Raw genomic sequence first — 21,228 nt, 5'->3', positions numbered from 1 at the left:
TTCACTTGCCTGGAATGACAGGCGAGGTGAAAAAAAGGGACAGCTTCGACCAACCTTTTCCAAAACAACAGGGGCAGCGACAGTCCCGCCCCTGCTCGGCTCACCACACCGCGATATGCGCATCCGCCCTCGGTTCGGTACCGCCGCAGAGTACGCCACTGACAGGGTCGCGCAGGATGATCTGGCCGCGCCCATAGTCAGTGAGGTCACTGGCAACCTGCACCTGGTGGCCGCGCCGCGACAGGGCGTTGGCCAACTCGCGGGAGGCCCCGTGTTCGATGCCGACCTTCAGGTCGCCCAGCCATTGCCAGCGCGGCGCGTCCAGGGCCGCCTGGGGATTGAGGCCGAAGTCCACCAGGTTCATCACCATTTGCACGTGGCCCTGGGGCTGCATGTAGCCACCCATCACGCCGAACGGCCCGAGGGCGTGACCGTTTTGAGTGAGAAACCCAGGGATGATGGTGTGAAAGGTTTTCTTGCCTGGGGCCAGGCAGTTCGCGTGGGCCGGGTCGAGGCTGAATTCCTGGCCACGGTTCTGCAGGGCGATACCGCTGTCGGGCAGCACAACGCCCGAGCCGAAGCCGTGGTAGTTGCTCTGGATAAACGAGACCATATTGCCTTCGGCGTCGGCGGTGGCCAGGTACACGGTGCCGCTGGCGTGCGGGTCGCCGGGTTTGGGCGGTTGCGCCTGTTCGCCGATCTGGCCGCGACGCCGGGTGCTGTAGCTGTCGCTGAGCAGGTCGTCCACCGCCATACGCATGTGCAGTGGATCGGTGATGTAGTGCAGGCCGTCGCTGTAGGCCAGCTTCATGGCTTCGAGCTGGCGATGCCAGGTCTGTGCGCTGTCGCGGTGATCGAAGTGGAAGCCTTCAAGGATTTTCAGCGCCATCAGGGCGACCAGGCCCTGGCCGCTGGGTGGAATTTCCCAGACGTCGACGCCGCGATAGTTGATGTGGATGGGGGCCACCCACTGTGCACGGTAATCTTCCAGATCACTGGCGCGCAGGTAACCGCCAGTGGCACGGGAATGCGCGTCCAGGCGCTCGGCGAGTGCGCCGCGATACAGACTTTCACAGCGCGTGGCGGCCAGTTCCTCCAGCGTGCGGGCCTGGGCCGGATTGCGGAACATCTCCCCGGCCTTGGGCGCGCGCCCATCGATGAGGAAGGTGTCGAACCAGGCATCGAGCACCGGGTCGCGATGGGGGCTGAATTCGTTCACAGCCAGTTGCCATTGATGGGCGACCACCGGTGACAGCGGGAAACCGTCCCGTGCCAGGCGGATGGCCGGTTGCAGCAGCGCGTCGAAGGGCAGCTTGCCGAAGCGTTGCGACAGCTGCGCCCAGGCCGAGGGGCAGCCGGGCACTGTTACCGGCGTCCAACCGTACAGCGGCATACGCTCGTGGCCTGCGCCCTTGACCGCCTCGATGCTCAACGCGGCCGGCGCGTGGCCGTTGCCATTCAGGCCGTGCAGCTGGCCCTTGCACCAGACCAGCGCAAACGCATCGCCGCCCAGGCCGCAGCCGGTGGGTTCCACCACGGTAAGCGCCGCCGCCGTGGCGATGGCCGCATCAATGGCATTGCCGCCCTGTTGCATGACTTCGATACCGGCCTGGGCGGCCAGGGGCTGGGACGCGGCGACCATGCCGCGCCGGGCGAACACGCTTTGGCGTTGCGACGCATAGGGATATTCATGGGCAGAGAAGTTCAACATGGCAAAAGCTCTTGAATAAGAGGGGTTGGCGTGCGCTCAGAGCACGCGACTGAGAAAGGCTCGGGTACGCGGGTGGCTGGGATGACTGAAGATCTGTTCCGGCGGCCCTTGCTCGATGAGCTCGCCCTGGTCGAGCACCACCACGCGGTCGGCCACTTCACGGGCAAAGCCCATTTCGTGGGTGACCACCACCATGGTCATGCCCTCCTCGGCCAGTTCTTTCATCACCTGCAGCACTTCGCCGACGGTTTCCGGGTCGAGGGCGCTGGTGGGTTCGTCGAACAGCATCGCCTGGGGTTTCATCGCCAGCGCACGGGCGATCGCCACCCGTTGCTGCTGGCCGCCGGAGAGCATCGACGGGTAATGGTTGGCCTTGTCCGCCAGGCCGACGCGCGCGAGCAAACCGCGCGCCTGTTCCAACGCCTCGGCACGCGGGGTACCCAGCACCTGGATCGGCGCCTCGATGATGTTTTCCAGCGCGGTCATATGGGGGAACAGGTTGAAGCGCTGGAATACCATGCCGATGTCACGACGCTGGCGGGCGATGTTGCGCTCCGAATCGCGCACCAGGCTGCCGTCGCTGCGCTCGCGGTAACCCATGGCGCGGCCGTTGACGCGGATGCGCCCGCCCTGGATGTCCTCCAGCAGGTTAATGCAGCGGATAAAGGTGGTCTTGCCGGAGCCGGAGGCGCCGATCAGCACCACCACTTCGCCACGCCGCACTTGCAGGGAGATGCCCTTGAGAATCTGCAACGCGCCGAACGACTTGTGGATGTCCAGCGCTTCGATGATCAACTCTTCACTTTGATGCGCCATGGTTAACGTCCCCTCAGCAGTTTCAGGGTGCCGCGACCGAACATGCGGCTGGCGGCCGGCGGGGGCGCCGATGGCCGGTCGGACTGGCTGAAGCGGACTTCAAGCCAGCGCTGAAAAAAGCCCCACAGCGTGGTCAGCGTCAGGAAGTACAACGCGACCACCAGGTACAGCTCAAATACGCGAAAGGTCGCCGAGGTGATCATCTGGGTGCTGAGCAGCAGTTCCTGCACACCGATCACGCTGACCAGGGTGGTGTTCTTGAGCATCACGTTGAACTCGTTGCCCAGCGGCGGCACGATCACGCGAAACGCCTGGGGCAGCACGATGCGCCGCATCAACTTGGCGAAACCCATGCCCAGGGAACGTCCGGCTTCGTACTGACCTTTGTCGACCGCGCCGATGCCGGCGCGAATGATCTCGGCCATATACGCGCCTTCGTTCAGGCCCAGGGCAATGATCGCCGCCTGGATATTGCCGGGCACTACCAGGCCGAACAGCTCGATGTCCTCAAAACGGAAAATCCCGCCGGCCGCCAGCGCGGTGTAGAGAAACACGATCTGCACCAGCAACGGTGTGCCGCGCATCAGCCACACGTAAAAGCGCACCGGCAGGTGCAGCAGCGGGTTTTTCGACAGGCGCAGCAGCGCCGCCGCCAGGCCAAGCACACAGCCCAGCAGCATCGCCAGCACACTGATCAGGCAGGTCAGCCAGAGCCCGGTGAGGTACACCCCGCTGGGTTGTAACAGGTACTGCCAGAACACATCCCAATTGAAGTTCATCGCGCCGGACCTCAGTCGAGTGTGTCGCTGCTGACATGCCATTTATTCAGCAACTGCGCATAGCTGCCATCGCTGCGCATGTCGCTGATCACCTGCTGCACGGCCGCCGTCAGTTGCGGGTCATCCTTGCGCATGCCCAGGCCCGTGAGGATGCGACTGAACGCGGGCACGCCCTCCTGGAACAGGTCCGGCGCCATCGCTGCGTAATAACCGGCGGTTTCCACGGTGGTGCCGTAAGCGTCGACCTGGCTGATGCGCAGGGCCTGGAAGGCATCGGTGTCGGTGTTGTAGACCACCAGTTTCATCGGCGGCTTGCCGGCCTTGGCCAGGCTGTCGTTATGCGTGTCCAGCAGGGTCTTGATGGTGGAGCCGTTAAGCACCGCGACCTTGTGGCCGGACAGCTCATCCAGGGTCTTGATGCCCTTGGGGTTGCCCTTGGGCACCACCACCGACTGGCTGGAGTACATGTAGTTGACGATGTCGATCACTTGCCGCCGCTCGGGTTTGTCGAACAGCTGGTCGACAATCATGTCGCATTGCTGGGCGAGTAACGCCGGCACCAGGCCGGAGAACGGAATCACCTTCCATTGCACCTGCTTGTCGCCCAGGCGCTTGGCGATTTCCAGGCCCAGGTCGACGGTGAGGCCACGCGGTTTCTGGGATTCATCGAAAGACACCAGCGGCGGGGAATCCATCCCCGAGCAATAAGTGAGTTTATCGACGTTGCGCAAGCGCTCCGGCACTTGGGGCGCGGCGACGGCCCATTGCGTGCACAGACCGAGGGAGACAGCCACCAGCAAGGCGCGGTGTTTATGCATGACCAGACACTCCAGTTCGTTGAAAAACGGGGCAGGACTCAACGTCAAAACACAATGGATCTTATTGTTCTGTTTGCAGGAATTGGATCAGCGCCGGCACAGTGCCTTCGATGTGCTCACGCACCACCGCCTCAGCGCGAGCCGCATCGCCGGCACGGATCGCTTCCAGGATCACTGAGTGCTCCTGGCGCGCGCTGAGGGGCTTTTCACCGTGCTGCAGCCACAACCGCATTGGCGCTTCGACCAGGGAATACAACGCCGAAATCTGCTTCATCAACCGCGGCCGGCCGCTGAGGCTGCACAAGTACTCGTGGAAGGCGCGATGTCGGCTGACCCACTCGGCGCTTTCATCGCGGTAGTCATCCATTTCATCCAGCAGACGCTCCAGCGCCGCCAATTGACGCTCGCCGATGCGCCCGACCGCCACACGCACCGCGAGGCCTTCGAGGGCACTGCGCATTTCGAAAACCTCGTGCAACTCGTCAATGTCCAGGCCACTGACGATCGCACCGCGGTTGGGACGCAAGGTCACCAGGCCTTGAGCATCCAGACGGCGAAACGCCTCGCGCACCGGCATGCGGCTCATGCCGATCTCGCTGGCAATGTCTTCGGCAATCAACCGATCACCTTTGCGATAGCGTCCGCCGCAGATCGCATCGAGCAGGAAGTTATAGGCCTCCTCCTCGGCAGTCAGCGGCTGACGATCACCGTAAACGGGAGCAAATTGCATTGGCAGCACCTTTTGACTTTTTGTATCCAATTATCCACGAATACAAACAGAGCAGAATGTGTGCCAGGTGCGATGGGCACTGCTTAAGTGTTTGATTTGGCAGGCAGCATGGAAATGCGATCGCCATGGCCGGATTGATTGAAGATCGAATGTGCTACCAAATGGCTCAGCAGAGGCGCCATCTGTGTGCAGGAAAGTGCCGGGTAGCCCAATGTGTTGACCAGGTGATCCAGCGGTTCAACGTTCTTGCTGTGCACCAGAATGTGGAGAAATTGCTCCAGGTTTGGGCGGTGCGATTCGTCGTTCGGACAGGAACTCTTCACAGGTAACCGCCCTGCTCCACTCCCGCTCAAGATTGATGGCGAGGTCTGGGCCTGCCCGGCGAAAGCCATGGGCGATCTGTTTAAAGTTCCCGGCGCTGGTGCCGCTGCGCTTGGCCACCGACTCCACCGAAAGGTGTGTCGAGGGACCGGATGAGTTCGAGTAGCGTCATGTTAGTCTCCGAAAGAAGCTAAGATTACATTTTGCTAATTTAGATAGAAATAGCATTTTATAATTTACTGTTTGCTAACGCAGGGACACTATCGCCTATGGATATCAAAACTCTTCGGGTCGACGCGCTGCGGCGCGTCATCGGCCCACTCAGTCAGAAAGACTTCGCCGACCAGCACGATCTGGACGCTTCGTATTTGTCACAGATCCTCAATGGGCACCGCTCATTGGGTGAGAAAGCGGCGCTCAACCTCGAGAAGAAAATCGGGCTCACGCCTGGTGTGCTGGTCAACCCGAATGGGCACGGGCCGGCATTGATCGAGGGTGAGTACATCCGTCAGGATGTGGTGCGAGAGGCGGCGTCTGCTTACCAGGCCCTTCAGGACAAGGCCACGCCGCGGGCAGTTGCGGTTATCGAGAAACTCGCCAGGGCTGCGGCGAAGGGAAGACTCAAGGAGTCGGACTTGGTTCTGCTTGAGGGCATAGCCGCCCTGCTTGAGAAGGCCAACGCTGAAAAGCCTTGAGCCGGATGCAGAAAGCCCGGCACTTGGCCGGGCTTCAAGGTAATCATCGTTTCAAACGGCGTTGAGTCGCTCAACCATGTCAGGGAAGCGCTGAACCAACTTAATCAGCAGCGCCGCCTGGGCATTTGGCTTTGACTTCGATTGCTCCCAGTTCTTCAGCGTGTCAGGACTGGTCCTGATTTGCCGGGCGAAAACCGGCTGCGACATGTGAAGGTTCTCACGGATGGAAACGATCTCAGCAGCCGTCACCTCTGGAGGCGCAAGAGCCTCAACTTCGTACTGTCGAAGTGTGATCTTCCCTTGCCGGTGCTCGCCCATCTCGTTTACGCCTTGCATCAGCTCAGCAAACAGATCGCGCTTCTTTTTCATTTGCCGCTGATCATTGCTGGGCTGAGCCAGGCGGCGTGGGGATATGAAGATATTGATAACCTGGCAGGGTCAACAGTCTTGACCTCTGGCGGACTTGAGAGAGTCACCTGCCCCATTGGCGGTGATTACGACTGCATGACTTGGCCTCAAGACCTGTACAAGCTGAGGCTGCAGAACATTTGCTTCACTGCCAGGATCATGATGTGCAGCTACTCCTGTGAAGGCTTTATTGCACAGAAGGCCAACATTCAAACGCTATATATAGTCGGTAGCACCGGCTTAGACAGCTCAGCGATTAGCCTCTACAAGTGCCCGAGCATGTACTGAGCACATAGCAGGCGCTTGCCACACCATGACAAAAAGACCAGAATAAAGACCTATCTAGGAGTCTTATCTATGCAAAATATTCTGGCTGATGTGGCCGTCAGCGTATCTGAACTCAAGAAGAACCCCTCCTCCGTCTTGAGCGGCGCCAACGGCATGCCTGTGGCTGTGCTGAACCACAACCGCGTTATGGGCTACATGGTTCCAGCAAACGTCTACGAGGCGATGGTTGAGCGCCTGGACGAACTGGAGCTGGTCCAACTGGTCAAGGCTCGGCTCGATGCTAAAGAAACACCTGTTCGGGTATCTCTGGACGATCTGATTGGCGAGGCAGAGGCAGATATCGCCAATGGCCGCTGAGTACGAGGTTGAGTGGGATCCGAAGGCACTGAAGGAGTTGCGTAAACTCGACGGAACAATACGCCTCCAGTTTCTGAAAAAGCTCCAGGAACGGCAGTCCGGCCCGCGAGTTCCAGGCGATGCGCTTCATGGCATGAAGGACTGCTACAAGATCAAATTGCGCGGCGCCGGCTACCGACTTGTGTACCGCGTTGAGGACGAGCGGATTGTTATCCTGGTGCTGGCCGTCGGTAAACGCGAGCGAGGTTCGGTTTACGAGCAGGCTGGGAAGCGGTAGGCATATACAAGAAGCCCGGCGCTGGGCCGGGCTTGCACTCAAGCTCTTATGCGGTGTTCAACCTTCGTCCGGATAGCGTCTGTATCTTGGATGTTGGCAACCACATCGTTAGCTGCGTTTATCAGTCGACGCCTATCCAATTTTGGAATGTCGTCAATGTTCGAGCATATGACCATCGAATCGAAGTCTTTTCTAGCCGCCTGCAGGTGCTGAAGAATGATGGTGGTGAGCATCGCCTTCTCTTTAGTGTTCACCCCAAATAGATAAAGCGGCCGACGTGGCGCGTGGATATGGTAGTCAACAGGGTATGAATCGCCATTAGGCACGCCCGGAACGACATAGCCTCGCTCAATCTGCTCTGGCGGCAATATGGATTCGATAACAGAGGCGAGGTCCTCGTAGAAGGTCGACTCTATTCGGCTACGCGTCCATAGGCCAATATCCTCTACTCGGGTGATACCCTGTCCGAGCGTGAATAGCCCACGAGGGATGGCGTCGCTTGAAACCTCCAGATATAACTCGCCATCGTCCTCCGCAAGACCGCCTTCCTTGAGGATAGTCTCAAACAGCTTTCCGCGCGCTCCAGTGAACAGCTTAGATAGGTCGTTTTCGTAGCTAAGGCGCATCATTGTTGTGCCCATGTCGGATATTCTCCATCCGGCAGAGATGGGCTTCAAATATGCGGTGAATCCGTCTCCGTCGCGGCCTGTCATGGGTAGATTTACCCGAGCAAAACTATCGCCCACACTTACTCTCACGTCTTGGCAAAACGTGTTGCAGAGTTGCTTTTCGAGTGCTTGTTGGTCGATGTTCATCACAGGTCTAGGTCCAACTGATCGTCATTTGCTTCTTCATTATCGTCGTCATCTACCTGGTTGGCGAGGCGTATTCCGGTAATCTTGCAGTCGTCGATTATCGCTCTGAGCGCGCCATGAAGATCTGTATAGCGATCGGTACTCTCGGCAAAGTGCTCTGACTTCCGGCCCGCAGCCATATAACGTTCGGTCGCTCGATGAATGTGACAATGATTGTCGGAGCGAGTGCCGTCGAGCGGATTGTAATGAGGATGGTCGCTACCGTTGTAGCGCGCCAGGGTTACTTTTTCACCGCCAGCGTGCAGATAAAGAAGCCCACAGGAGAAGGACTCCTTCAGCCGCTCGTTTTGACGAAGGTAGAGGGAGAAAAGGAGCTTGCCATCTTGAGACTGAAGATCGTAGTTGCGCTGCCTCGATCCTCTTTGCGTCTTCCAGCGCGCACTTGATGAAGTCGCCGCTTTTGGCGCCTCGAGTAGGTGCTCTATCTGCTCGTCCGTAAGAATGATGTCGCCCATCAGTGCTCCGTGGTTTTTCGTTGAAATACTTCAGCGCCACATTTCTAGTCCCGCGCCCGCACAATCCTTCCCTCCTTCACATCATCCGCATAACCCACCAGCTTGTCCTCCATTGCCTGGTAGCTCAGCGCGATCATCATCAGCTCGTCCGCGGTGATTTCATCACCGGCCGCGAGAAGCCGCTTGGCAACCTCGAATAAGTCCACGCCCGACCACTTGAGCAGGGTCGCAGCCTCTTTCAGGTCACGGCGCAGTTGCTGGTTGGGTTTGGTGAGGGCCATGGCTGCATCCTAAAACTCCAGCAGCGCCAGGTAGCCGGGCGCTTGGTTTGCAGAATTTAACACCATTACTTAGCCACTACGAGTCAGCCCCTCCTAAAAATTAGCAAACCAAAATCTACAAACCCATTTGCTAATTTATTTAGCTATTGCTAATTTATAGCCACTCCTTCGCCACCTCATGGCGAAACAAGAGCACCTCATTTTTTTGCGAAAGCCAACAACGCGGCGGGCCCCTGCTCGCCCTGGAGAAAGTGAATGTCACGTAAGCCCATCACACCGCTTCAGCTATTCAAGGTGATGATCTCCATCCTGATCTACGCCACCGCCTCTGGCACCTGGCTGCTTTTTTCAGCACGCGACCTGATCAGCAGTTCCTCGGATCTCGACGTGGCGGCGGCTTTCTTCGGCACCGCAGTTTGGCTCATTGCGAGCGCCTGCTTATTCCTCCTCGTCACCACGCCGAAATCAGGCGATTAACCCAGTCAGCCAGCTCCCCAATATTTCATGAGCTCGCCAGGAGATCATTATGAGCACCAACCAATACGATTCCCGCACCGCCGACAAGTTTGTGGTGCGCCTGCCTGACGGCCTGCGCGCTGACATTGAAGCGGCTGCGAACGCCGCGGACCGCAGCATGAACAGCGTATTCGTCCAAGCCGTGCGCCAGTATCTGGACGGACAGAAGCGACAAGGACTACTGCTGGATGCACTAGTAAGTGCAACCAATCTGGCGGGGAGTTCGAAGCAATGAGTCGCGGCAACGGGCCCGTGGGCAAGCGCCTGATCGAACTGTTCAACGCCCTGCAGCGTCGAGAAACCACCTTCGGCCAGATCTACGCCATGTCCGCATCGTGCGGCATCGACGCGCGCAGGGTGCTGGCAGACCACTTTCAAGGTGGTGAGCTCCATGGCTAAGACAGTACTGCGGGTGCGCCTCGATGGCGTCGCGTTCTACATGAACACCGAGACATCTTCACCCGGTACCGGACACCGGAACAGGTATCGCTTGTTCAAGACAGAACACTACGGACGCGATAAATCCGGCTGGATTCAGGTGGGTTCTATGGCTGGCCAGGAGTTGTTGGCAATAGAAGATGAAAGCGTCTTGCTGAAGGCGTGTGAAAAGCTATTCGCCAGCAAGAAGCCCCACCGTTATGACCTACATGGCGCGATACGCGGCAAGCCCGGCAAGTGGGAGGGCGAGGCCTTTCCCGTCAGGAAGTCAGTGCAAACAACGTCTTCCATCGAACAGTGATGACTCTATGGCCAAGTCAACTGCATTACCAACCAAAGAGACCGCTCCTCGCTTCCTCAGAGCGTCAACTGCCCCTGCGTACCTGGGCATGTGCAGAGAAGAATTTAACAAAACGGTTCGGCCCAACGTTCGCGAATTCCCCATTGGGAAACAGGGCGTTGGCTTCGACCGCATCGAACTGGATGAATGGGCAGATTCTTGGGCTGAGTCCATGGCAATTGAAAAAACTGGCCGATCAGGACAACAATCGCCCCCGCAGTGAGCGCCAGGGCAAGAAGAAAGGAGAATTGCCATGGCCCAAAAAGCAATCACCGGCCTCCAGCAAATGCCGAACGGCATCTGGAAGATCGACAAAAAATACAGAGGAGAGCGAATTCAAGAGAGTACTGGCACTTGTAACCGCGCCGAAGCAGAGCAGTACCTGATCCATAAATTGGAGAAGTTGCGCCAGCAGAAGGTGTACGGCATTCGGCGTGTTAGGACCTGGCGGGAGGTGGCGACTCGCTTCCTGCTTGAAGTAAAGAATCAGGCTTCCATCCACATCTCGGCGACATATATGGAGCAGCTCGACCCGTTCATCGGCGACATGCCACTGACTCACATCGATGACGACGCGCTGGCACCATATGTGCAATCGAAGCTGAACCCGTCGACGGGCAAGCCAGTCACGAACAGGACGGTGAACATCGCACTTCAACGGGTTATTCGGGTTTTGAACCTCTGCGCGCGAAAGTGGCGTGATGAAGAGCGCCGGCCATTGCTGGACGTTGTTCCGATGATTTCTCTGCTGGATGAGAAGACGAACAGCCGAAAGCCCTACCCGCTTTCGTGGGAAGAGCAGTCGATCCTGTTCGCCGAGCTTCCGGCGCACCTTCAGACCATGGCAATGTTCAAGGTCAATACGGGGTGTCGGGAGCAGGAGGTATGCAAACTTCAGTGGAATTGGGAGATTGCCGTACCTGAGCTGGGAACGAGTGTGTTCCTGATACCGGCTGGTTTTGGAGGAAGGAGCGCAAGGGCTGGAGTCAAGAACCGGGACGAGCGCTTGGTCGTGATGAATGACGTCGCCAAATCAGTTATCGAGAAGCAGCGCGGCAAGCATCCGCTCTACGTCTTCCCGTTTGGCAAGCCAGATGGTGAAGGGAACGAAACTACGGTTCACCGCATGAACGACTCGGCATGGAAGAAGGCGCGGATTCGAGCGGCGAAGAAGTGGCAGGAGAAATTCTTGCGGCCGGCACATGATGGCTTTGCCAAAATCCGAATTCACGACTTGAAGCACACCTTTGGGAGAAGGCTGCGCGCTGCAGGTGTGACAGAGGAGGATCGGAAAGCGCTGCTCGGCCACAAGAACGGAAGCATCACGAGCCACTACTCAGCGGCGGAACTGGATCAGCTAATTGCGGCAGCAAACAAAGTATCAGCAACCGACTCGCGCGCACCAGCGCTGACGATTCTGAAAAGGAGGGAAGCGTGAAGAAAAAGGCCAAGGTCACTCGGAAAGTCACTATGGCAAAAACAACAAAACCGCTCGAAAGCGGCTAAGTCATTGAATAATATGGTCGGGACGGAGTGATTCGAACACTCGACCCCTAGCACCCCATGCTAGTGCGCTACCGGACTGCGCTACGCCCCGACTAGGCGTGTTACTGGGTTTGCTTCGCAAGGAAGCGATCAGGAATATACCGCAAGCTTTTGAAATGTGGAAGTATTTTAAAAGCCGGATTTATTTCTTCAAAACCACCAGCACATCTTCGAGCTCGGAGATCATCTGGCGGATCAATTGCTTGTACTGAGTGGTGTCGTCTTTGGCTTCATCACCGGACATGCGCTGGCGCGCACCGCTGATGGTGAATCCCTGGTCGTACAGCAATGCGCGGATCTGTCGGATCATCAGCACATCCTGGCGCTGATAATACCGACGGTTCCCGGTGCGTTTGACGGGGTTGAGTTGAGGAAACTCCTGCTCCCAATAGCGCAGCACGTGCGGTTTAACCGCACATAACTCGCTGACTTCACCGATGGTGAAGTAGCGCTTGCCTGGGATGACGGGTAGCTCGTCGTTATGACTTGGTTCCAGCATAAGCCTCAACTCGGGCCTTCAACTTCTGCCCTGGACGAAAGGTGACCACACGGCGAGCCGTGATCGGGATTTCTTCTCCCGTTTTTGGATTGCGGCCAGGCCGCTGGCGTTTGTCCCGCAGGTCAAAATTGCCGAAACCGGACAATTTGACCTGTTCGTTGTCTTCCAGAGCGTGACGGATCTCTTCAAAAAACAGCTCGACCAATTCCTTGGCCTCGCGCTTGTTAAGACCCAGCTCTTCGTACAGACGTTCCGCCATCTCAGCTTTCGTCAAAGCCCCCATACGTCACTTCCTTAACGTGGCGTTTAACCTTTGTTCAAGCGAGGTGAGGATATTTTGTGTCGTGGCATTCACCTCATCGTCATTAAGAGTGCGCGATGGATGCTGCCAGGTCAAGCCGACCGCAAGGCTTTTTCTATGCGGATCAATACCTTTACCCTGATAGACGTCAAATAGCCTGAGGTCCGTCAGCCATTCCCCTGCATTTTCACGGATTACCTCCATAACGGCAGTGGCGGGCACTCCACGATCGGCGATCAGCGCCAGGTCACGGCGCACTTCAGGGAAGCGCGACAACTCGCTGAATTTGGGCATCTTGCCTGCAGCCACTTCAGCCAATACCAATTCGAAAACAAAGACCGGACGGTCGAGACCGAGGGTTTTCGACAATTCAGGATGCAGAGCACCAATGAAGCCCACCAGGCGCCCTTCGCGTTCGATGCGAGCGGTCTGGCCAGGATGCAACGCTGGATGACTGCCCGGCACAAACGTGAAAGCGTCCAGTGCACCGGCGAAGCCCAACACCGCTTCCACATCAGCCTTGACGTCGAAGAAATCTACCGCGTCGCGGCCTTGCGCCCAGCCTTCGGGCAAGCGACTACCGCATACAACACCCGCCAACATCGGCTCTTGCTTGAGGCCGTCCAGTTGGCCGACGAAGCGCAGGCCGCTTTCGAACATGCGCACGCGGTCTTGCTGACGGTTCAGGTTATGGGAAAGCGCTTTCACCAGGCCTGGCCACAGCGAAGAGCGCATGGCCGCCATGTCGTTGGAAATAGGGTTGGCCAGCAGCAGCGGCTCGACGCCAGGGTTGAACAGTTCGAACTGCTTGGGATCGATGAAGCTGTAGGTCACTGCCTCCTGATAACCACGAGCCACCAACAAGCGACGCAGCTCAGGCAGATGCGCACGCGCTTCGGCCTTGGGTTGCGGTGCCAGGCGCGCTTGCGGATAACGAACCGGCAGGCGGTTGTAGCCGTACAAGCGCGCCAGCTCTTCAATCAAGTCGACTTCCAGGCTGATATCGAAGCGATGGCTTGGCACTTCAACGTGCCACTGTCCTTCCCCACTCGAAGAAATACCCAGGCCGAGAGCAGACAACAGCTGTTCGATTTCAGCCGGTGCGATCACCAGGCCAAGCATCTGCTCGACACTTTTGGCGCGCAGGGTGATCGGCGCAACGGACGGCAGGTACTGCTCGTTGACGGTTTCGGTGATCGGACCAGCTTCGCCACCGGTGATTTCCAGCAACAGGCCAGTGGCGCGCTCCATGGCCTCGCGGGCCAGCTTCCAGTCCACGCCACGTTCGTAGCGGTGTGATGCATCGGTATGCAGGCCATAGGAACGGGCCTTGCCGGCGATGGCAATCTGGTCGAAGAATGCGCTTTCAAGGAACACGTCACGGGTGGTCGCGGACACACCGCTGTGCTCGCCACCCATCACGCCGGCAATCGCCAGGGCGCGGGAATGGTCGGCGATCACCAGGGTATCGGCGCGCAAGGCCACTTCCTGGCCGTCGAGCAGCACCAGCTTTTCGCCTTCTTCGGCCATGCGTACGCGAATGCCACCGTTGATTTCGGCGAGATCGAACGCATGCAGCGGTTGACCCAGCTCCAACATCACATAGTTGGTGATGTCGACGGCAGCATCGATGCTGCGCACGTCCGCGCGACGCAGGCGCTCAACCATCCACAGCGGGGTAGGCCTGGACAGGTCGACGTTACGGATCACACGGCCCAGGTAACGCGGGCAGGCGTTTGGAGCCAGCACTTCGATCGGCCGCACTTCATCATGCACCGCAGCCACTGCGGCGACCACTGGGCGAGTGACTGGAGCGTTGTACAACGCGCCTACTTCACGCGCCAGCCCCGCCAGGGACAGGCAGTCACCACGGTTGGGAGTCAGGTCGACCTCGATGCTGGCGTCTTCCAACTCCAGATAGACACGGATGTCCTGGCCCACCGGCGCATCGGCCGGCAGCTCCATCAGGCCGTCATTGCCCTCGCCTACCTGCAGCTCAGCCTGGGAGCACAGCATGCCGTTGGACTCAACACCACGCAGTTTGGCCTTCTTGATCTTGAAGTCGCCCGGCAGCTGGGCGCCGATCATGGCAAACGGAATCTTCAGGCCCGGGCGCACGTTGGGCGCTCCGCACACGACCTGGAACGTTTCGGCGCCGTTGCTGACCTGGCATACACGTAACTTATCAGCATCGGGGTGTTGCTCGGTGCTCAGCACCTCACCCACTACCACGCCACTGAAAACACCGGCGGCCGGCGTAACGCTATCGACCTCAAGACCGGCCATCGACAGACGAGCGACCAGCTCGTCGCGACTTACCTGCGGGCTTACCCAGCCACGCAGCCATTGTTCACTGAATTTCATCCTGCTCTCCTAAAGATTCGTTACGACTAGCGAAATTGCGCGAGGAACCGCAAGTCGTTGTCGAAGAACAGACGCAAGTCGTTCACGCCGTAACGCAGCATAGCCAGGCGCTCTACGCCCATGCCGAAGGCAAAGCCCGAGAACTCCTCCGGGTCGATCCCGGACATGCGCAACACATTCGGGTGAACCATGCCGCAGCCCATGACTTCCAGCCAACCGGTCTGCTTGCATACGCGACAGCCTTTGCCGCTGCACATCACGCATTCCATGTCGACTTCAGCGGAAGGCTCGGTGAACGGGAAGAACGATGGGCGGAAACGCACCGCCAGTTCTTTCTCGAAGAACACCCGCAGGAATTCTTCGATGGTGCCTTTAAGGTCGGCGAAGTTGATATCGCGATCTACCAGCAGGCCTTCGACCTGATGGAACATCGGCGAGTGGGTGATATCGGAGTCGCTGCGGTACACACGGCCTGGGCAGACGATGCGGATCGGCGGCTTGTTCGCTTCCATGGTGCGGACCTGAACCGGGGAGGTATGGGTGCGCAGCAGCATGTTGGCATTGAAATAGAAGGTGTCATGCATCGACCGGGCCGGGTGATGGCCTGGGATGTTGAGCGCTTCGAAGTTGTGATAGTCGTCTTCGACCTCGGGGCCTTCGGCAATGCCGTAGCCGATATGGGTGAAGAACTGTTCGATACGTTCCAGAGTCCGGGTAATCGGATGCAGACCGCCCGAGGCCTGACCACGACCAGGCAAGGTAACGTCAATGGACTCGGCGGCGAGCTTGGCCGCAAGATCGGCCTCCTCGAGCGACGCCTTGCGCGCATTGAGAACCTCTGTGACACGCTCCTTGGCGACGTTAATCAGCGCACCGACTTGCGGACGTTCTTGCGCCGGCAAATTCCCCAGGGTCTTCATCACCTGAGTCAATTCACCCTTTTTGCCAAGGTAGTGAACCCGGATTTGCTCCAGGGCATTGATATCTTCAGCGCTTTGCACAGCCTCGAGAGCTTGAGCGACGAGCGCGTCCAGGTTTTCCATGTACAGACTCCAGATACAAAATAGGGGAAGAGCTTGAAGGCTCTTCCCCTATTTATGACGTTTAACACCTTGGGCTGCAGGAGCAACCCAAGGTGACTGTCGGGGGTACTTAAGCCAAGGTGGCTTTAGCTTTCTCGACAATCGCAGCAAACGCCGCTTTTTCGTTCACTGCCAGATCAGCCAGAACCTTACGGTCGATCTCGATGGACGCTTTTTTCAGACCGGCGATGAAACGGCTGTAGGACAGACCGTTAACACGAGCACCAGCGTTGATACGAGCGATCCACAGAGCGCGGAACTGACGTTTTTTCTGACGACGGTCACGGTAGGCGTATTGGCCTGCCTTGATTACCGCTTGCTTGGCAACACGGAATACGCGTGAACGCGCGCCGTAGTAGCCTTTAGCAAGTTTCAGAATTTTTTTGTGACGTTTACGGGCAATGACGCCACGCTTTACACGAGCCATGAGTTACTTCCTCTATTCTTGATCCAAAAATTAACGAAGGCGCAGCATGCGCTCGACTTTTGCCACGTCAGACGGATGCAGCAAGCTGCTACCGCGCAGTTGACGCTTACGCTTGGTCGACATTTTGGTCAGGATGTGGCTCTTGAAAGCGTGCTTGTGCTTGATACCGTTAGCAGTTTTCAGAAACCGCTTAGCAGCACCACTTTTAGTCTTCATCTTTGGCATGTTCGGATACTCCGCATTCAGTTGATAAACATAATCAGAAGGCCTGCCGTGCCCTGTTGATTACTTCTTCTTTTTCGGGGCGATGACCATGATCAGCTGGCGTCCTTCCATCTTAGGATGCTGTTCGACCGAACCGTACTCGAGCAGGTCAGCTTCAACCCGCTTGAGGAGTTCCATCCCCAGCTCCTGGTGGGCCATCTCACGGCCGCGGAATCGCAAGGATACCTTGGCCCTGTCCCCATCACTCAGGAAACGTACCAGGTTGCGCAGTTTTACCTGGTAATCCCCTTCCTCCGTCCCTGGACGAAACTTGATTTCTTTTACTTGAATCTGCTTCTGGTTCTTCTTCGCTGCAGCAATCTGCTTCTTCTTTTCGAAGATCGATTTGCCGTAGTCCATCACCCGGCAAACAGGCGGGACTGCGTCGGCGGAAATTTCCACCAGGTCCAACTTGGACTCTTCAGCGATACGAAGCGCTTCATCAATCGAGACGATGCCAATCTGCTCGCCGTCAGCGCCAATTAACCGAACCTCGCGTGCCGAGATATTCTCGTTGATCGGGGCTTTCGGTGCAGCTCGTTTATCTTGTCTCATTTCACGCTTAATAATAATTACTCCGAATCTGGGCGACCACGCCGGGAAACCGCTTGCGCGAGGAACTCAGCGAACTGGGCGACGGGCATCGAGCCCAGGTCAGCACCTTCACGAGTACGCACAGCGACAGTCTGCATCTCGACTTCCCGATCTCCGATAACCAAAAGATAGGGAACCTTGAGCAAAGTATGCTCGCGGATTTTAAAGCCGATCTTTTCATTTCTCAAGTCGGACTTGGCACGAAATCCGCTTTCGTTGAGAGTTTTTTCAACTTCAGCGGCAAAATCTGCCTGTTTATCAGTGATATTCATGATCACTGCCTGGGTTGGAGCCAGCCACGCAGGGAATGCACCCTCGTAGTGCTCGATCAGGATTCCGACGAACCGCTCGAACGAACCGAGGATCGCCCGGTGCAGCATGACCGGGTGCTTACGGCTGTTGTCTTCGGAGACGTATTCGGCTCCCAGACGGATCGGCAGGTTAAAATCGAGCTGCAAGGTACCACATTGCCAGACACGGCCAAGGCAATCTTTCAGCGAAAATTCAATCTTGGGCCCGTAGAAGGCGCCCTCGCCCGGCTGCAGATCGTACGCGAGACCCGCGCTGTCGAGCGCTGCGGCCAGTGCAGCTTCGGCGCGATCCCACAATTCGTCGGAGCCGACGCGCTTTTCCGGACGAGTGGACAGCTTCATCTCGACTTCGGTAAAGCCGAAATCGCGATAGACATCCATGGTCAGCTTGATAAACGCAGCCGACTCAGCCTGCATCTGCTCTTCGGTGCAGAAGATGTGGGCGTCGTCCTGTGTGAAGCCACGCACGCGCATAATGCCGTGCAGCGCACCCGAGGGCTCGTTGCGGTGGCAGGCACCGAACTCGGCCAGGCGCATCGGCAACTCGCGGTAGCTCTTCAGGCCTTGGTTGAACACCTGCACGTGGCACGGGCAATTCATCGGCTTGATGGCGTAGTCGCGGTTTTCCGATTGCGTAGTGAACATGTTGTCGGCGTAGTTGGCCCAGTGCCCGGATTTCTCCCACAGGCTGCGATCAACGACCTGCGGAGTCTTGATCTCCAGGTAGCCGTTTTCGCGCTGAACCTTGCGCATGTATTGCTCAAGCACCTGGTACAGAGTCCAGCCATTCGGGTGCCAGAACACCATGCCCGGCGCTTCTTCCTGGAGGTGAAACAGGTTCAGGCGCTTGCCGATCTTGCGGTGATCGCGTTTTTCGGCTTCTTCGATACGCTGGATATAAGCGGCCAGCTGCTTCTTGTCAGCCCAGGCAGTACCGTAGATACGCTGCAGCTGCTCATTCTTGGCGTCGCCGCGCCAATAGGCGCCGGACAACTTGGTCAATTTGAACGACTTGAGGAAGCGCGTGTTCGGCACGTGCGGACCACGGCACATGTCCACGTATTCTTCGTGGTAGTACAGGCCCATGGCCTGCTCGTCCGGCATGTCTTCGACCAGACGCAGCTTGTAATCTTCGCCGCGGGCGGTGAACACATCGATCACTTCGGCGCGCGGCGTGACCTTCTTGATCACGTCGTAATCTTTTTCGATCAGGGCGTGCATGCGCTGTTCGATGGCCGCGAGGTCATCCGGAGTAAAAGGACGCTCGTAGGCGATATCGTAATAAAAGCCTTCTTCAATGACCGGGCCGATCACCATTTTTGCAGTCGGGTACAGTTGTTTGACCGCATGGCCAATCAAGTGCGCACAGGAGTGGCGAATGATCTCCAGCCCCTCTTGGTCCTTGGGCGTGATGATTTGCAGGCTGGCATCGCTGGTGATCAGGTCGCTGGCATCGACCAGTTTGCCGTCGACCTTGCCGGCCACGGTGGCCTTGGCCAGGCCTGCGCCAATCGACGCGGCGACTTCGGCTACCGAAACCGGATGATCGAATGAACGCTGACTGCCGTCGGGAAGAGTAATAGTTGGCATGGCGCCTCCTCTCCTAGTGGTGACCCCTACCAAAGGTCACGTGGGTTGGGATGAGCCAGTACAAGATCCAATATCAGGCCGTTCATTTCTGAACGCCTGCCTTACAGCGGCAGGAGCCTCTCGGCCAACCGATCATCGAACCAGAGTGACTGGAGTGAACAAAAGTAACGTGGCAAGGCGGCCTTTGGCACACCGGGAAATAGCCAGGGCGTCGATGCTAGCACAGATGAACGGTCATCGCAGAGCCGCCGCCGCCGGTAATGCAGATTTCCAGGCTTTATAGCTGCAAAAGTGAACTTGAGCTGTACGCGGCGCCTCAAAGCCACTGAGAATCGCCGTTCGTCCTCGACCCATAGGAGCATCCCATGATGCGTTTTACCTCGACCCTCGCTCTCGCCGCCTCCCTGACTGTTCTTTCCTTCGGCGCTCAGGCCGCAGCCCCGTCTAACTGGCCAGCCGGTGCCCGTGAAAGCTTTGTCAGCGACTGCAGCGCCGCAGCCAGCCAGAACGTGGACGCCAAGACCGCCAAGGCCCATTGCGAATGTGGCGCGGACAAAATCAACGCGGAATTGAGTACTGCAGAAATCAAAGAACTCATGACTAACCAGAACGCCAGCCCGCAGCTTAAAAACAAAGCGGTGGCGGCTATTTCGTCCTGCAAAGTCGTGAAGAAAAAGTAATATCGCCGCCCGATCAGACGGCTATTTGCCTGAAAAAACGGCCTGAAATGCCTCGTTTCTCACAAAATACGCAGCTTTTACGGCTTTTTTTACACCCTTATGTTTTGCATCAAAGCCCCGTAGACCGGGGCTTTCAGCCAGTCAAAGGGCTAAACGCAACGCTATTGATTAGCAAACAATGCCTTGGGGGGGCTCCCAAGCCGAACATTTCGACTATGATAGCCCGGTGTGCCCAGTTGGCCTGAGCAGCACAGCACTACTGAAAATATATGTTTCTTGGAGATACACCATGTCTAATCGCCAAACCGGCACCGTTAAATGGTTCAACGATGAAAAAGGCTTCGGCTTCATCACTCCTCAAGGTGGCGGTGACGACCTGTTCGTACACTTCAAAGCTATCGAAAGCGACGGTTTCAAAAGCCTGAAAGAAGGCCAAACCGTTTCCTTCGTGGCTGAGAAAGGCCAAAAGGGTATGCAAGCTGCACAGGTTCGCGGCGAGTAATTCTCCGCTGAGCTAAAAAAACCCCGTCCATGTGACGGGGTTTTTTATGGGCGCTGCGAAGGTCGATATCGATCAGCCGCAATTAACCCGAGTGATCACCAGGTTGTCATCGGTATTCAGGTTCAGGCGGTCGGAGCGATATTCCAGGGTGATCATATCGTTGGGCTTGAGGATCCGCGCATTCTGCGCACCGGATCGCGCGCGTGCCTGCTCAAGCAGTTGCGCAGAGGCTTTCTGGCCAATCGCAAATTCGGCGGCCTTCGCCTCACAGCGGCTATGGCCGGCGTCGGCCACGGCATCTTTGGCCGGCTCAGAGGTACCCGAGGTGCTGCAACCCGCCAGTGCGAGTGCCGCCAACAAAGTACCGAATGATGCGAGCTTCCAAGGCATGAAGCCTCCTATGATAAAAAATGGACAGAGATCGTGCGACAGCGGTCTTACGATTTGGTTTCAAGACGTAAACCGTCAAGGGGCAAGTCTGCCTGACTCTTGCGGGGCATTCGCCAGGTCAATCGTGACCAGATATGAATGCAATCAGTAGATATCGATGTAGGCATCTGCCGGCGTAGGCCAGTTCTGCTTCAACGCGTTGAAAATCTGCGTGACCCACACTTCGTCACTGGCTGCCACGTTTCCGACGTACCCGGAACCTTTGGCCCACGTCTCCAAGCGAAACAGCAACCCTGCGATGTCGACCCCACCCACGGCCTTTCCGGATGAGATGTAGGCTATGCCGGCCTTGGTCACCCGCAGTTGGGCATGTTCGTCGTCACTGGCACTGGCGAGCAATTGGCGCACGGCATCCCGTGTGAGGCTCTCGGGGTTATTCAAATCGATCTGCACGCGGTGGTTCCCGATGGTTAAACACGGTGCGAGTGTCGCACAGTTCGAGCGAACGCCTGAGCGTCTCATGCCTAAGTATCAGTGCCAAACAGCCTGCAAGATGATTAACTGCGTGGCCAGA

30 protein-coding genes and 1 tRNA gene are annotated in these 21,228 nt (G+C 57.5%); 10 read left to right on the top strand and 21 right to left on the bottom strand.

Annotated features, from left to right (window positions below):
• Nucleotides 1–100 precede the first annotated feature (100 nt).
• From OSC50_RS08325 to OSC50_RS08300, 6 genes are all read right to left on the bottom strand, one after another.
• The gene (locus tag OSC50_RS08325; protein WP_266246103.1) at nt 101–1,711 is read right to left on the bottom strand and encodes a gamma-glutamyltransferase family protein; all 1,611 of its coding nucleotides are present in this window, start codon (nt 1,709–1,711) and stop codon (nt 101–103) included.
• A gap of 36 nt (nt 1,712–1,747) precedes the next feature.
• Nucleotides 1,748–2,527 (bottom strand): amino acid ABC transporter ATP-binding protein, encoded by a 780-nt coding sequence (locus OSC50_RS08320; RefSeq protein WP_181081266.1) that lies wholly within the window; start codon nt 2,525–2,527, stop codon nt 1,748–1,750.
• Between the two features lie 2 nt (nt 2,528–2,529).
• Nucleotides 2,530–3,306, bottom strand: a complete 777-nt coding sequence (locus tag OSC50_RS08315) for an amino acid ABC transporter permease (protein ID WP_266246104.1) — start codon at nt 3,304–3,306, stop codon at nt 2,530–2,532.
• 11 nt (nt 3,307–3,317) lie between these two features.
• Entirely contained in the window at nt 3,318–4,124 is an 807-nt protein-coding gene (locus tag OSC50_RS08310; RefSeq protein ID WP_266246106.1) for an ABC transporter substrate-binding protein, read from the bottom strand.
• Nucleotides 4,125–4,185: 61 nt separating this feature from the next.
• Nucleotides 4,186–4,854: a GntR family transcriptional regulator gene (locus OSC50_RS08305; protein WP_253508486.1), complete on the bottom strand. Its 669-nt coding sequence runs from the start codon at nt 4,852–4,854 to the stop codon at nt 4,186–4,188.
• An 83-nt stretch (nt 4,855–4,937) separates the two neighbouring features.
• Nucleotides 4,938–5,246, bottom strand: a complete 309-nt coding sequence (locus tag OSC50_RS08300) for a hypothetical protein (protein ID WP_266246108.1) — start codon at nt 5,244–5,246, stop codon at nt 4,938–4,940.
• A gap of 198 nt (nt 5,247–5,444) precedes the next feature.
• On the opposite strand from OSC50_RS08300, the gene OSC50_RS08295 reads away from it, so the two are divergent.
• The gene (locus OSC50_RS08295) at nt 5,445–5,870 is read left to right on the top strand and encodes a hypothetical protein (RefSeq protein WP_253508488.1); all 426 of its coding nucleotides are present in this window, start codon (nt 5,445–5,447) and stop codon (nt 5,868–5,870) included.
• A gap of 51 nt (nt 5,871–5,921) precedes the next feature.
• Here OSC50_RS08295 and OSC50_RS08290 read toward each other — a convergent pair whose 3' ends face one another.
• Nucleotides 5,922–6,239 (bottom strand): helix-turn-helix domain-containing protein, encoded by a 318-nt coding sequence (locus OSC50_RS08290; protein WP_034099046.1) that lies wholly within the window; start codon nt 6,237–6,239, stop codon nt 5,922–5,924.
• A 396-nt stretch (nt 6,240–6,635) separates the two neighbouring features.
• Between OSC50_RS08290 and OSC50_RS08285 the strand changes: the two genes are divergently transcribed.
• Together OSC50_RS08285 and OSC50_RS08280 are read left to right on the top strand one after the other, a co-directional pair.
• Nucleotides 6,636–6,923 (top strand): type II toxin-antitoxin system Phd/YefM family antitoxin, encoded by a 288-nt coding sequence (locus OSC50_RS08285; RefSeq protein WP_181081261.1) that lies wholly within the window; start codon nt 6,636–6,638, stop codon nt 6,921–6,923.
• Nucleotides 6,913–7,200 carry a type II toxin-antitoxin system RelE family toxin gene (locus tag OSC50_RS08280; RefSeq protein WP_266246111.1) on the top strand — a complete coding sequence of 96 codons (288 nt, stop codon included), beginning with the start codon at nt 6,913–6,915 and terminating at the stop codon, nt 7,198–7,200. Before OSC50_RS08285 ends, OSC50_RS08280 begins: the two co-directional genes overlap by 11 nt.
• A 38-nt stretch (nt 7,201–7,238) precedes the next feature.
• Here the strand turns inward: OSC50_RS08280 and OSC50_RS08275 are convergent, their stop codons facing one another.
• The 3 genes from OSC50_RS08275 to OSC50_RS08265 are packed head-to-tail and all read right to left on the bottom strand — an operon-like array spanning nt 7,239 to nt 8,811.
• Nucleotides 7,239–8,015, bottom strand: coding sequence for a DUF1828 domain-containing protein (locus OSC50_RS08275; RefSeq protein WP_266246113.1), 777 nt, complete (start codon nt 8,013–8,015; stop codon nt 7,239–7,241).
• Nucleotides 8,015–8,530, bottom strand: coding sequence for a DUF6978 family protein (locus OSC50_RS08270; protein WP_266246114.1), 516 nt, complete (start codon nt 8,528–8,530; stop codon nt 8,015–8,017). Before OSC50_RS08270 ends, OSC50_RS08275 begins: the two co-directional genes overlap by 1 nt.
• Before the next feature lie 44 nt (nt 8,531–8,574).
• Nucleotides 8,575–8,811, bottom strand: coding sequence for a hypothetical protein (locus OSC50_RS08265; protein ID WP_266246115.1), 237 nt, complete (start codon nt 8,809–8,811; stop codon nt 8,575–8,577).
• Nucleotides 8,812–9,066: 255 nt separating this feature from the next.
• On the opposite strand from OSC50_RS08265, the gene OSC50_RS08260 reads away from it, so the two are divergent.
• From OSC50_RS08260 to OSC50_RS08240, 5 genes are all read left to right on the top strand, one after another.
• On the top strand, nt 9,067–9,288 hold the full coding sequence (locus tag OSC50_RS08260) for a hypothetical protein (RefSeq protein WP_266246116.1): 222 nt from the start codon (nt 9,067–9,069) through the stop codon (nt 9,286–9,288).
• Between the two features lie 49 nt (nt 9,289–9,337).
• The gene (locus OSC50_RS08255; protein ID WP_266246118.1) at nt 9,338–9,562 is read left to right on the top strand and encodes an Arc family DNA-binding protein; all 225 of its coding nucleotides are present in this window, start codon (nt 9,338–9,340) and stop codon (nt 9,560–9,562) included.
• Nucleotides 9,559–9,726, top strand: coding sequence for a hypothetical protein (locus tag OSC50_RS08250; protein WP_266246119.1), 168 nt, complete (start codon nt 9,559–9,561; stop codon nt 9,724–9,726). Before OSC50_RS08255 ends, OSC50_RS08250 begins: the two co-directional genes overlap by 4 nt.
• A complete protein-coding gene (locus OSC50_RS08245; protein ID WP_266246121.1) occupies nt 9,719–10,066 on the top strand; it encodes a hypothetical protein in 348 nt (115 codons plus the stop codon). Before OSC50_RS08250 ends, OSC50_RS08245 begins: the two co-directional genes overlap by 8 nt.
• 292 nt (nt 10,067–10,358) lie before the next feature.
• Nucleotides 10,359–11,543 carry a tyrosine-type recombinase/integrase gene (locus OSC50_RS08240; protein WP_266246122.1) on the top strand — a complete coding sequence of 395 codons (1,185 nt, stop codon included), beginning with the start codon at nt 10,359–10,361 and terminating at the stop codon, nt 11,541–11,543.
• Nucleotides 11,544–11,625: 82 nt separating this feature from the next.
• Here OSC50_RS08240 and OSC50_RS08235 read toward each other — a convergent pair.
• The 9 genes from OSC50_RS08235 to thrS all read right to left on the bottom strand — a co-directional run bounded on the left by OSC50_RS08235 (nt 11,626) and on the right by thrS (nt 19,082).
• A tRNA-Pro gene (locus tag OSC50_RS08235) sits at nt 11,626–11,702 on the bottom strand.
• A gap of 90 nt (nt 11,703–11,792) precedes the next feature.
• A complete protein-coding gene (locus OSC50_RS08230) occupies nt 11,793–12,149 on the bottom strand; it encodes a MerR family transcriptional regulator (RefSeq protein WP_003174972.1) in 357 nt (118 codons plus the stop codon).
• Nucleotides 12,130–12,432 (bottom strand): integration host factor subunit alpha, encoded by a 303-nt coding sequence (gene ihfA, locus OSC50_RS08225; protein ID WP_002553164.1) that lies wholly within the window; start codon nt 12,430–12,432, stop codon nt 12,130–12,132. Before ihfA ends, OSC50_RS08230 begins: the two co-directional genes overlap by 20 nt.
• A 3-nt stretch (nt 12,433–12,435) precedes the next feature.
• The gene (gene pheT, locus OSC50_RS08220) at nt 12,436–14,814 is read right to left on the bottom strand and encodes a phenylalanine--tRNA ligase subunit beta (RefSeq protein WP_266246123.1); all 2,379 of its coding nucleotides are present in this window, start codon (nt 14,812–14,814) and stop codon (nt 12,436–12,438) included.
• 26 nt (nt 14,815–14,840) lie between these two features.
• The gene (gene pheS, locus OSC50_RS08215; RefSeq protein WP_266246125.1) at nt 14,841–15,857 is read right to left on the bottom strand and encodes a phenylalanine--tRNA ligase subunit alpha; all 1,017 of its coding nucleotides are present in this window, start codon (nt 15,855–15,857) and stop codon (nt 14,841–14,843) included.
• 109 nt (nt 15,858–15,966) lie between these two features.
• The gene (gene rplT / locus OSC50_RS08210; RefSeq protein WP_002553161.1) at nt 15,967–16,323 is read right to left on the bottom strand and encodes a 50S ribosomal protein L20; all 357 of its coding nucleotides are present in this window, start codon (nt 16,321–16,323) and stop codon (nt 15,967–15,969) included.
• Between the two features lie 30 nt (nt 16,324–16,353).
• Nucleotides 16,354–16,548, bottom strand: a complete 195-nt coding sequence (gene rpmI, locus OSC50_RS08205) for a 50S ribosomal protein L35 (protein WP_002553160.1) — start codon at nt 16,546–16,548, stop codon at nt 16,354–16,356.
• Nucleotides 16,549–16,608: 60 nt separating this feature from the next.
• Nucleotides 16,609–17,160: a translation initiation factor IF-3 gene (gene infC / locus OSC50_RS08200; RefSeq protein WP_169850653.1), complete on the bottom strand. Its 552-nt coding sequence runs from the start codon at nt 17,158–17,160 to the stop codon at nt 16,609–16,611.
• Nucleotides 17,160–19,082 carry a threonine--tRNA ligase gene (gene thrS / locus OSC50_RS08195; protein ID WP_003192490.1) on the bottom strand — a complete coding sequence of 641 codons (1,923 nt, stop codon included), beginning with the start codon at nt 19,080–19,082 and terminating at the stop codon, nt 17,160–17,162. Before thrS ends, infC begins: the two co-directional genes overlap by 1 nt.
• A gap of 365 nt (nt 19,083–19,447) precedes the next feature.
• Between thrS and OSC50_RS08190 the strand changes: the two genes are divergently transcribed.
• A complete protein-coding gene (locus OSC50_RS08190) occupies nt 19,448–19,762 on the top strand; it encodes a hypothetical protein (RefSeq protein WP_253508508.1) in 315 nt (104 codons plus the stop codon).
• Nucleotides 19,763–20,051: 289 nt separating this feature from the next.
• Entirely contained in the window at nt 20,052–20,264 is a 213-nt protein-coding gene (locus OSC50_RS08185; RefSeq protein ID WP_003234260.1) for a cold-shock protein, read from the top strand.
• Between the two features lie 72 nt (nt 20,265–20,336).
• Here the strand turns inward: OSC50_RS08185 and OSC50_RS08180 are convergent, their stop codons facing one another.
• Nucleotides 20,337–20,654: an I78 family peptidase inhibitor gene (locus tag OSC50_RS08180; protein ID WP_181081249.1), complete on the bottom strand. Its 318-nt coding sequence runs from the start codon at nt 20,652–20,654 to the stop codon at nt 20,337–20,339.
• A 144-nt stretch (nt 20,655–20,798) separates the two neighbouring features.
• Complete coding sequence (locus tag OSC50_RS08175; RefSeq protein ID WP_253508510.1) at nt 20,799–21,107, bottom strand: hypothetical protein; 309 nt, start codon at nt 21,105–21,107, stop codon at nt 20,799–20,801.
• Nucleotides 21,108–21,228: the final 121 nt, after the last annotated feature.

It is taken from the genome of Pseudomonas quebecensis (assembly GCF_026410085.1).
GTDB classification, from domain to species: Bacteria; Pseudomonadota; Gammaproteobacteria; order Pseudomonadales; family Pseudomonadaceae; genus Aquipseudomonas; species Aquipseudomonas quebecensis.
The sequence above is the reverse complement of the archived record's forward strand: the minus strand, read 5'-3'. Positions and strand labels throughout refer to the sequence as shown.

Coding starts and splice junctions, on each gene's coding strand:
- OSC50_RS08325 (WP_266246103.1), bottom strand. CDS start 1,711: ATGTTGAACTTCTCTGCCCATGAATATCCCTATGCGTCGCAACGCCAA.
- OSC50_RS08320 (WP_181081266.1), bottom strand. CDS start 2,527: ATGGCGCATCAAAGTGAAGAGTTGATCATCGAAGCGCTGGACATCCAC.
- OSC50_RS08315 (WP_266246104.1), bottom strand. CDS start 3,306: ATGAACTTCAATTGGGATGTGTTCTGGCAGTACCTGTTACAACCCAGC.
- OSC50_RS08310 (WP_266246106.1), bottom strand. CDS start 4,124: ATGCATAAACACCGCGCCTTGCTGGTGGCTGTCTCCCTCGGTCTGTGC.
- OSC50_RS08305 (WP_253508486.1), bottom strand. CDS start 4,854: ATGCAATTTGCTCCCGTTTACGGTGATCGTCAGCCGCTGACTGCCGAG.
- OSC50_RS08300 (WP_266246108.1), bottom strand. CDS start 5,246: ATGGCTTTCGCCGGGCAGGCCCAGACCTCGCCATCAATCTTGAGCGGG.
- OSC50_RS08295 (WP_253508488.1), top strand. CDS start 5,445: ATGGATATCAAAACTCTTCGGGTCGACGCGCTGCGGCGCGTCATCGGC.
- OSC50_RS08290 (WP_034099046.1), bottom strand. CDS start 6,239: ATGAAAAAGAAGCGCGATCTGTTTGCTGAGCTGATGCAAGGCGTAAAC.
- OSC50_RS08285 (WP_181081261.1), top strand. CDS start 6,636: ATGCAAAATATTCTGGCTGATGTGGCCGTCAGCGTATCTGAACTCAAG.
- OSC50_RS08280 (WP_266246111.1), top strand. CDS start 6,913: ATGGCCGCTGAGTACGAGGTTGAGTGGGATCCGAAGGCACTGAAGGAG.
- OSC50_RS08275 (WP_266246113.1), bottom strand. CDS start 8,015: ATGAACATCGACCAACAAGCACTCGAAAAGCAACTCTGCAACACGTTT.
- OSC50_RS08270 (WP_266246114.1), bottom strand. CDS start 8,530: ATGGGCGACATCATTCTTACGGACGAGCAGATAGAGCACCTACTCGAG.
- OSC50_RS08265 (WP_266246115.1), bottom strand. CDS start 8,811: ATGGCCCTCACCAAACCCAACCAGCAACTGCGCCGTGACCTGAAAGAG.
- OSC50_RS08260 (WP_266246116.1), top strand. CDS start 9,067: ATGTCACGTAAGCCCATCACACCGCTTCAGCTATTCAAGGTGATGATC.
- OSC50_RS08255 (WP_266246118.1), top strand. CDS start 9,338: ATGAGCACCAACCAATACGATTCCCGCACCGCCGACAAGTTTGTGGTG.
- OSC50_RS08250 (WP_266246119.1), top strand. CDS start 9,559: ATGAGTCGCGGCAACGGGCCCGTGGGCAAGCGCCTGATCGAACTGTTC.
- OSC50_RS08245 (WP_266246121.1), top strand. CDS start 9,719: ATGGCTAAGACAGTACTGCGGGTGCGCCTCGATGGCGTCGCGTTCTAC.
- OSC50_RS08240 (WP_266246122.1), top strand. CDS start 10,359: ATGGCCCAAAAAGCAATCACCGGCCTCCAGCAAATGCCGAACGGCATC.
- OSC50_RS08230 (WP_003174972.1), bottom strand. CDS start 12,149: ATGCTGGAACCAAGTCATAACGACGAGCTACCCGTCATCCCAGGCAAG.
- ihfA (WP_002553164.1), bottom strand. CDS start 12,432: ATGGGGGCTTTGACGAAAGCTGAGATGGCGGAACGTCTGTACGAAGAG.
- pheT (WP_266246123.1), bottom strand. CDS start 14,814: ATGAAATTCAGTGAACAATGGCTGCGTGGCTGGGTAAGCCCGCAGGTA.
- pheS (WP_266246125.1), bottom strand. CDS start 15,857: ATGGAAAACCTGGACGCGCTCGTCGCTCAAGCTCTCGAGGCTGTGCAA.
- rplT (WP_002553161.1), bottom strand. CDS start 16,323: ATGGCTCGTGTAAAGCGTGGCGTCATTGCCCGTAAACGTCACAAAAAA.
- rpmI (WP_002553160.1), bottom strand. CDS start 16,548: ATGCCAAAGATGAAGACTAAAAGTGGTGCTGCTAAGCGGTTTCTGAAA.
- thrS (WP_003192490.1), bottom strand. CDS start 19,082: ATGCCAACTATTACTCTTCCCGACGGCAGTCAGCGTTCATTCGATCAT.
- OSC50_RS08190 (WP_253508508.1), top strand. CDS start 19,448: ATGATGCGTTTTACCTCGACCCTCGCTCTCGCCGCCTCCCTGACTGTT.
- OSC50_RS08185 (WP_003234260.1), top strand. CDS start 20,052: ATGTCTAATCGCCAAACCGGCACCGTTAAATGGTTCAACGATGAAAAA.
- OSC50_RS08180 (WP_181081249.1), bottom strand. CDS start 20,654: ATGCCTTGGAAGCTCGCATCATTCGGTACTTTGTTGGCGGCACTCGCA.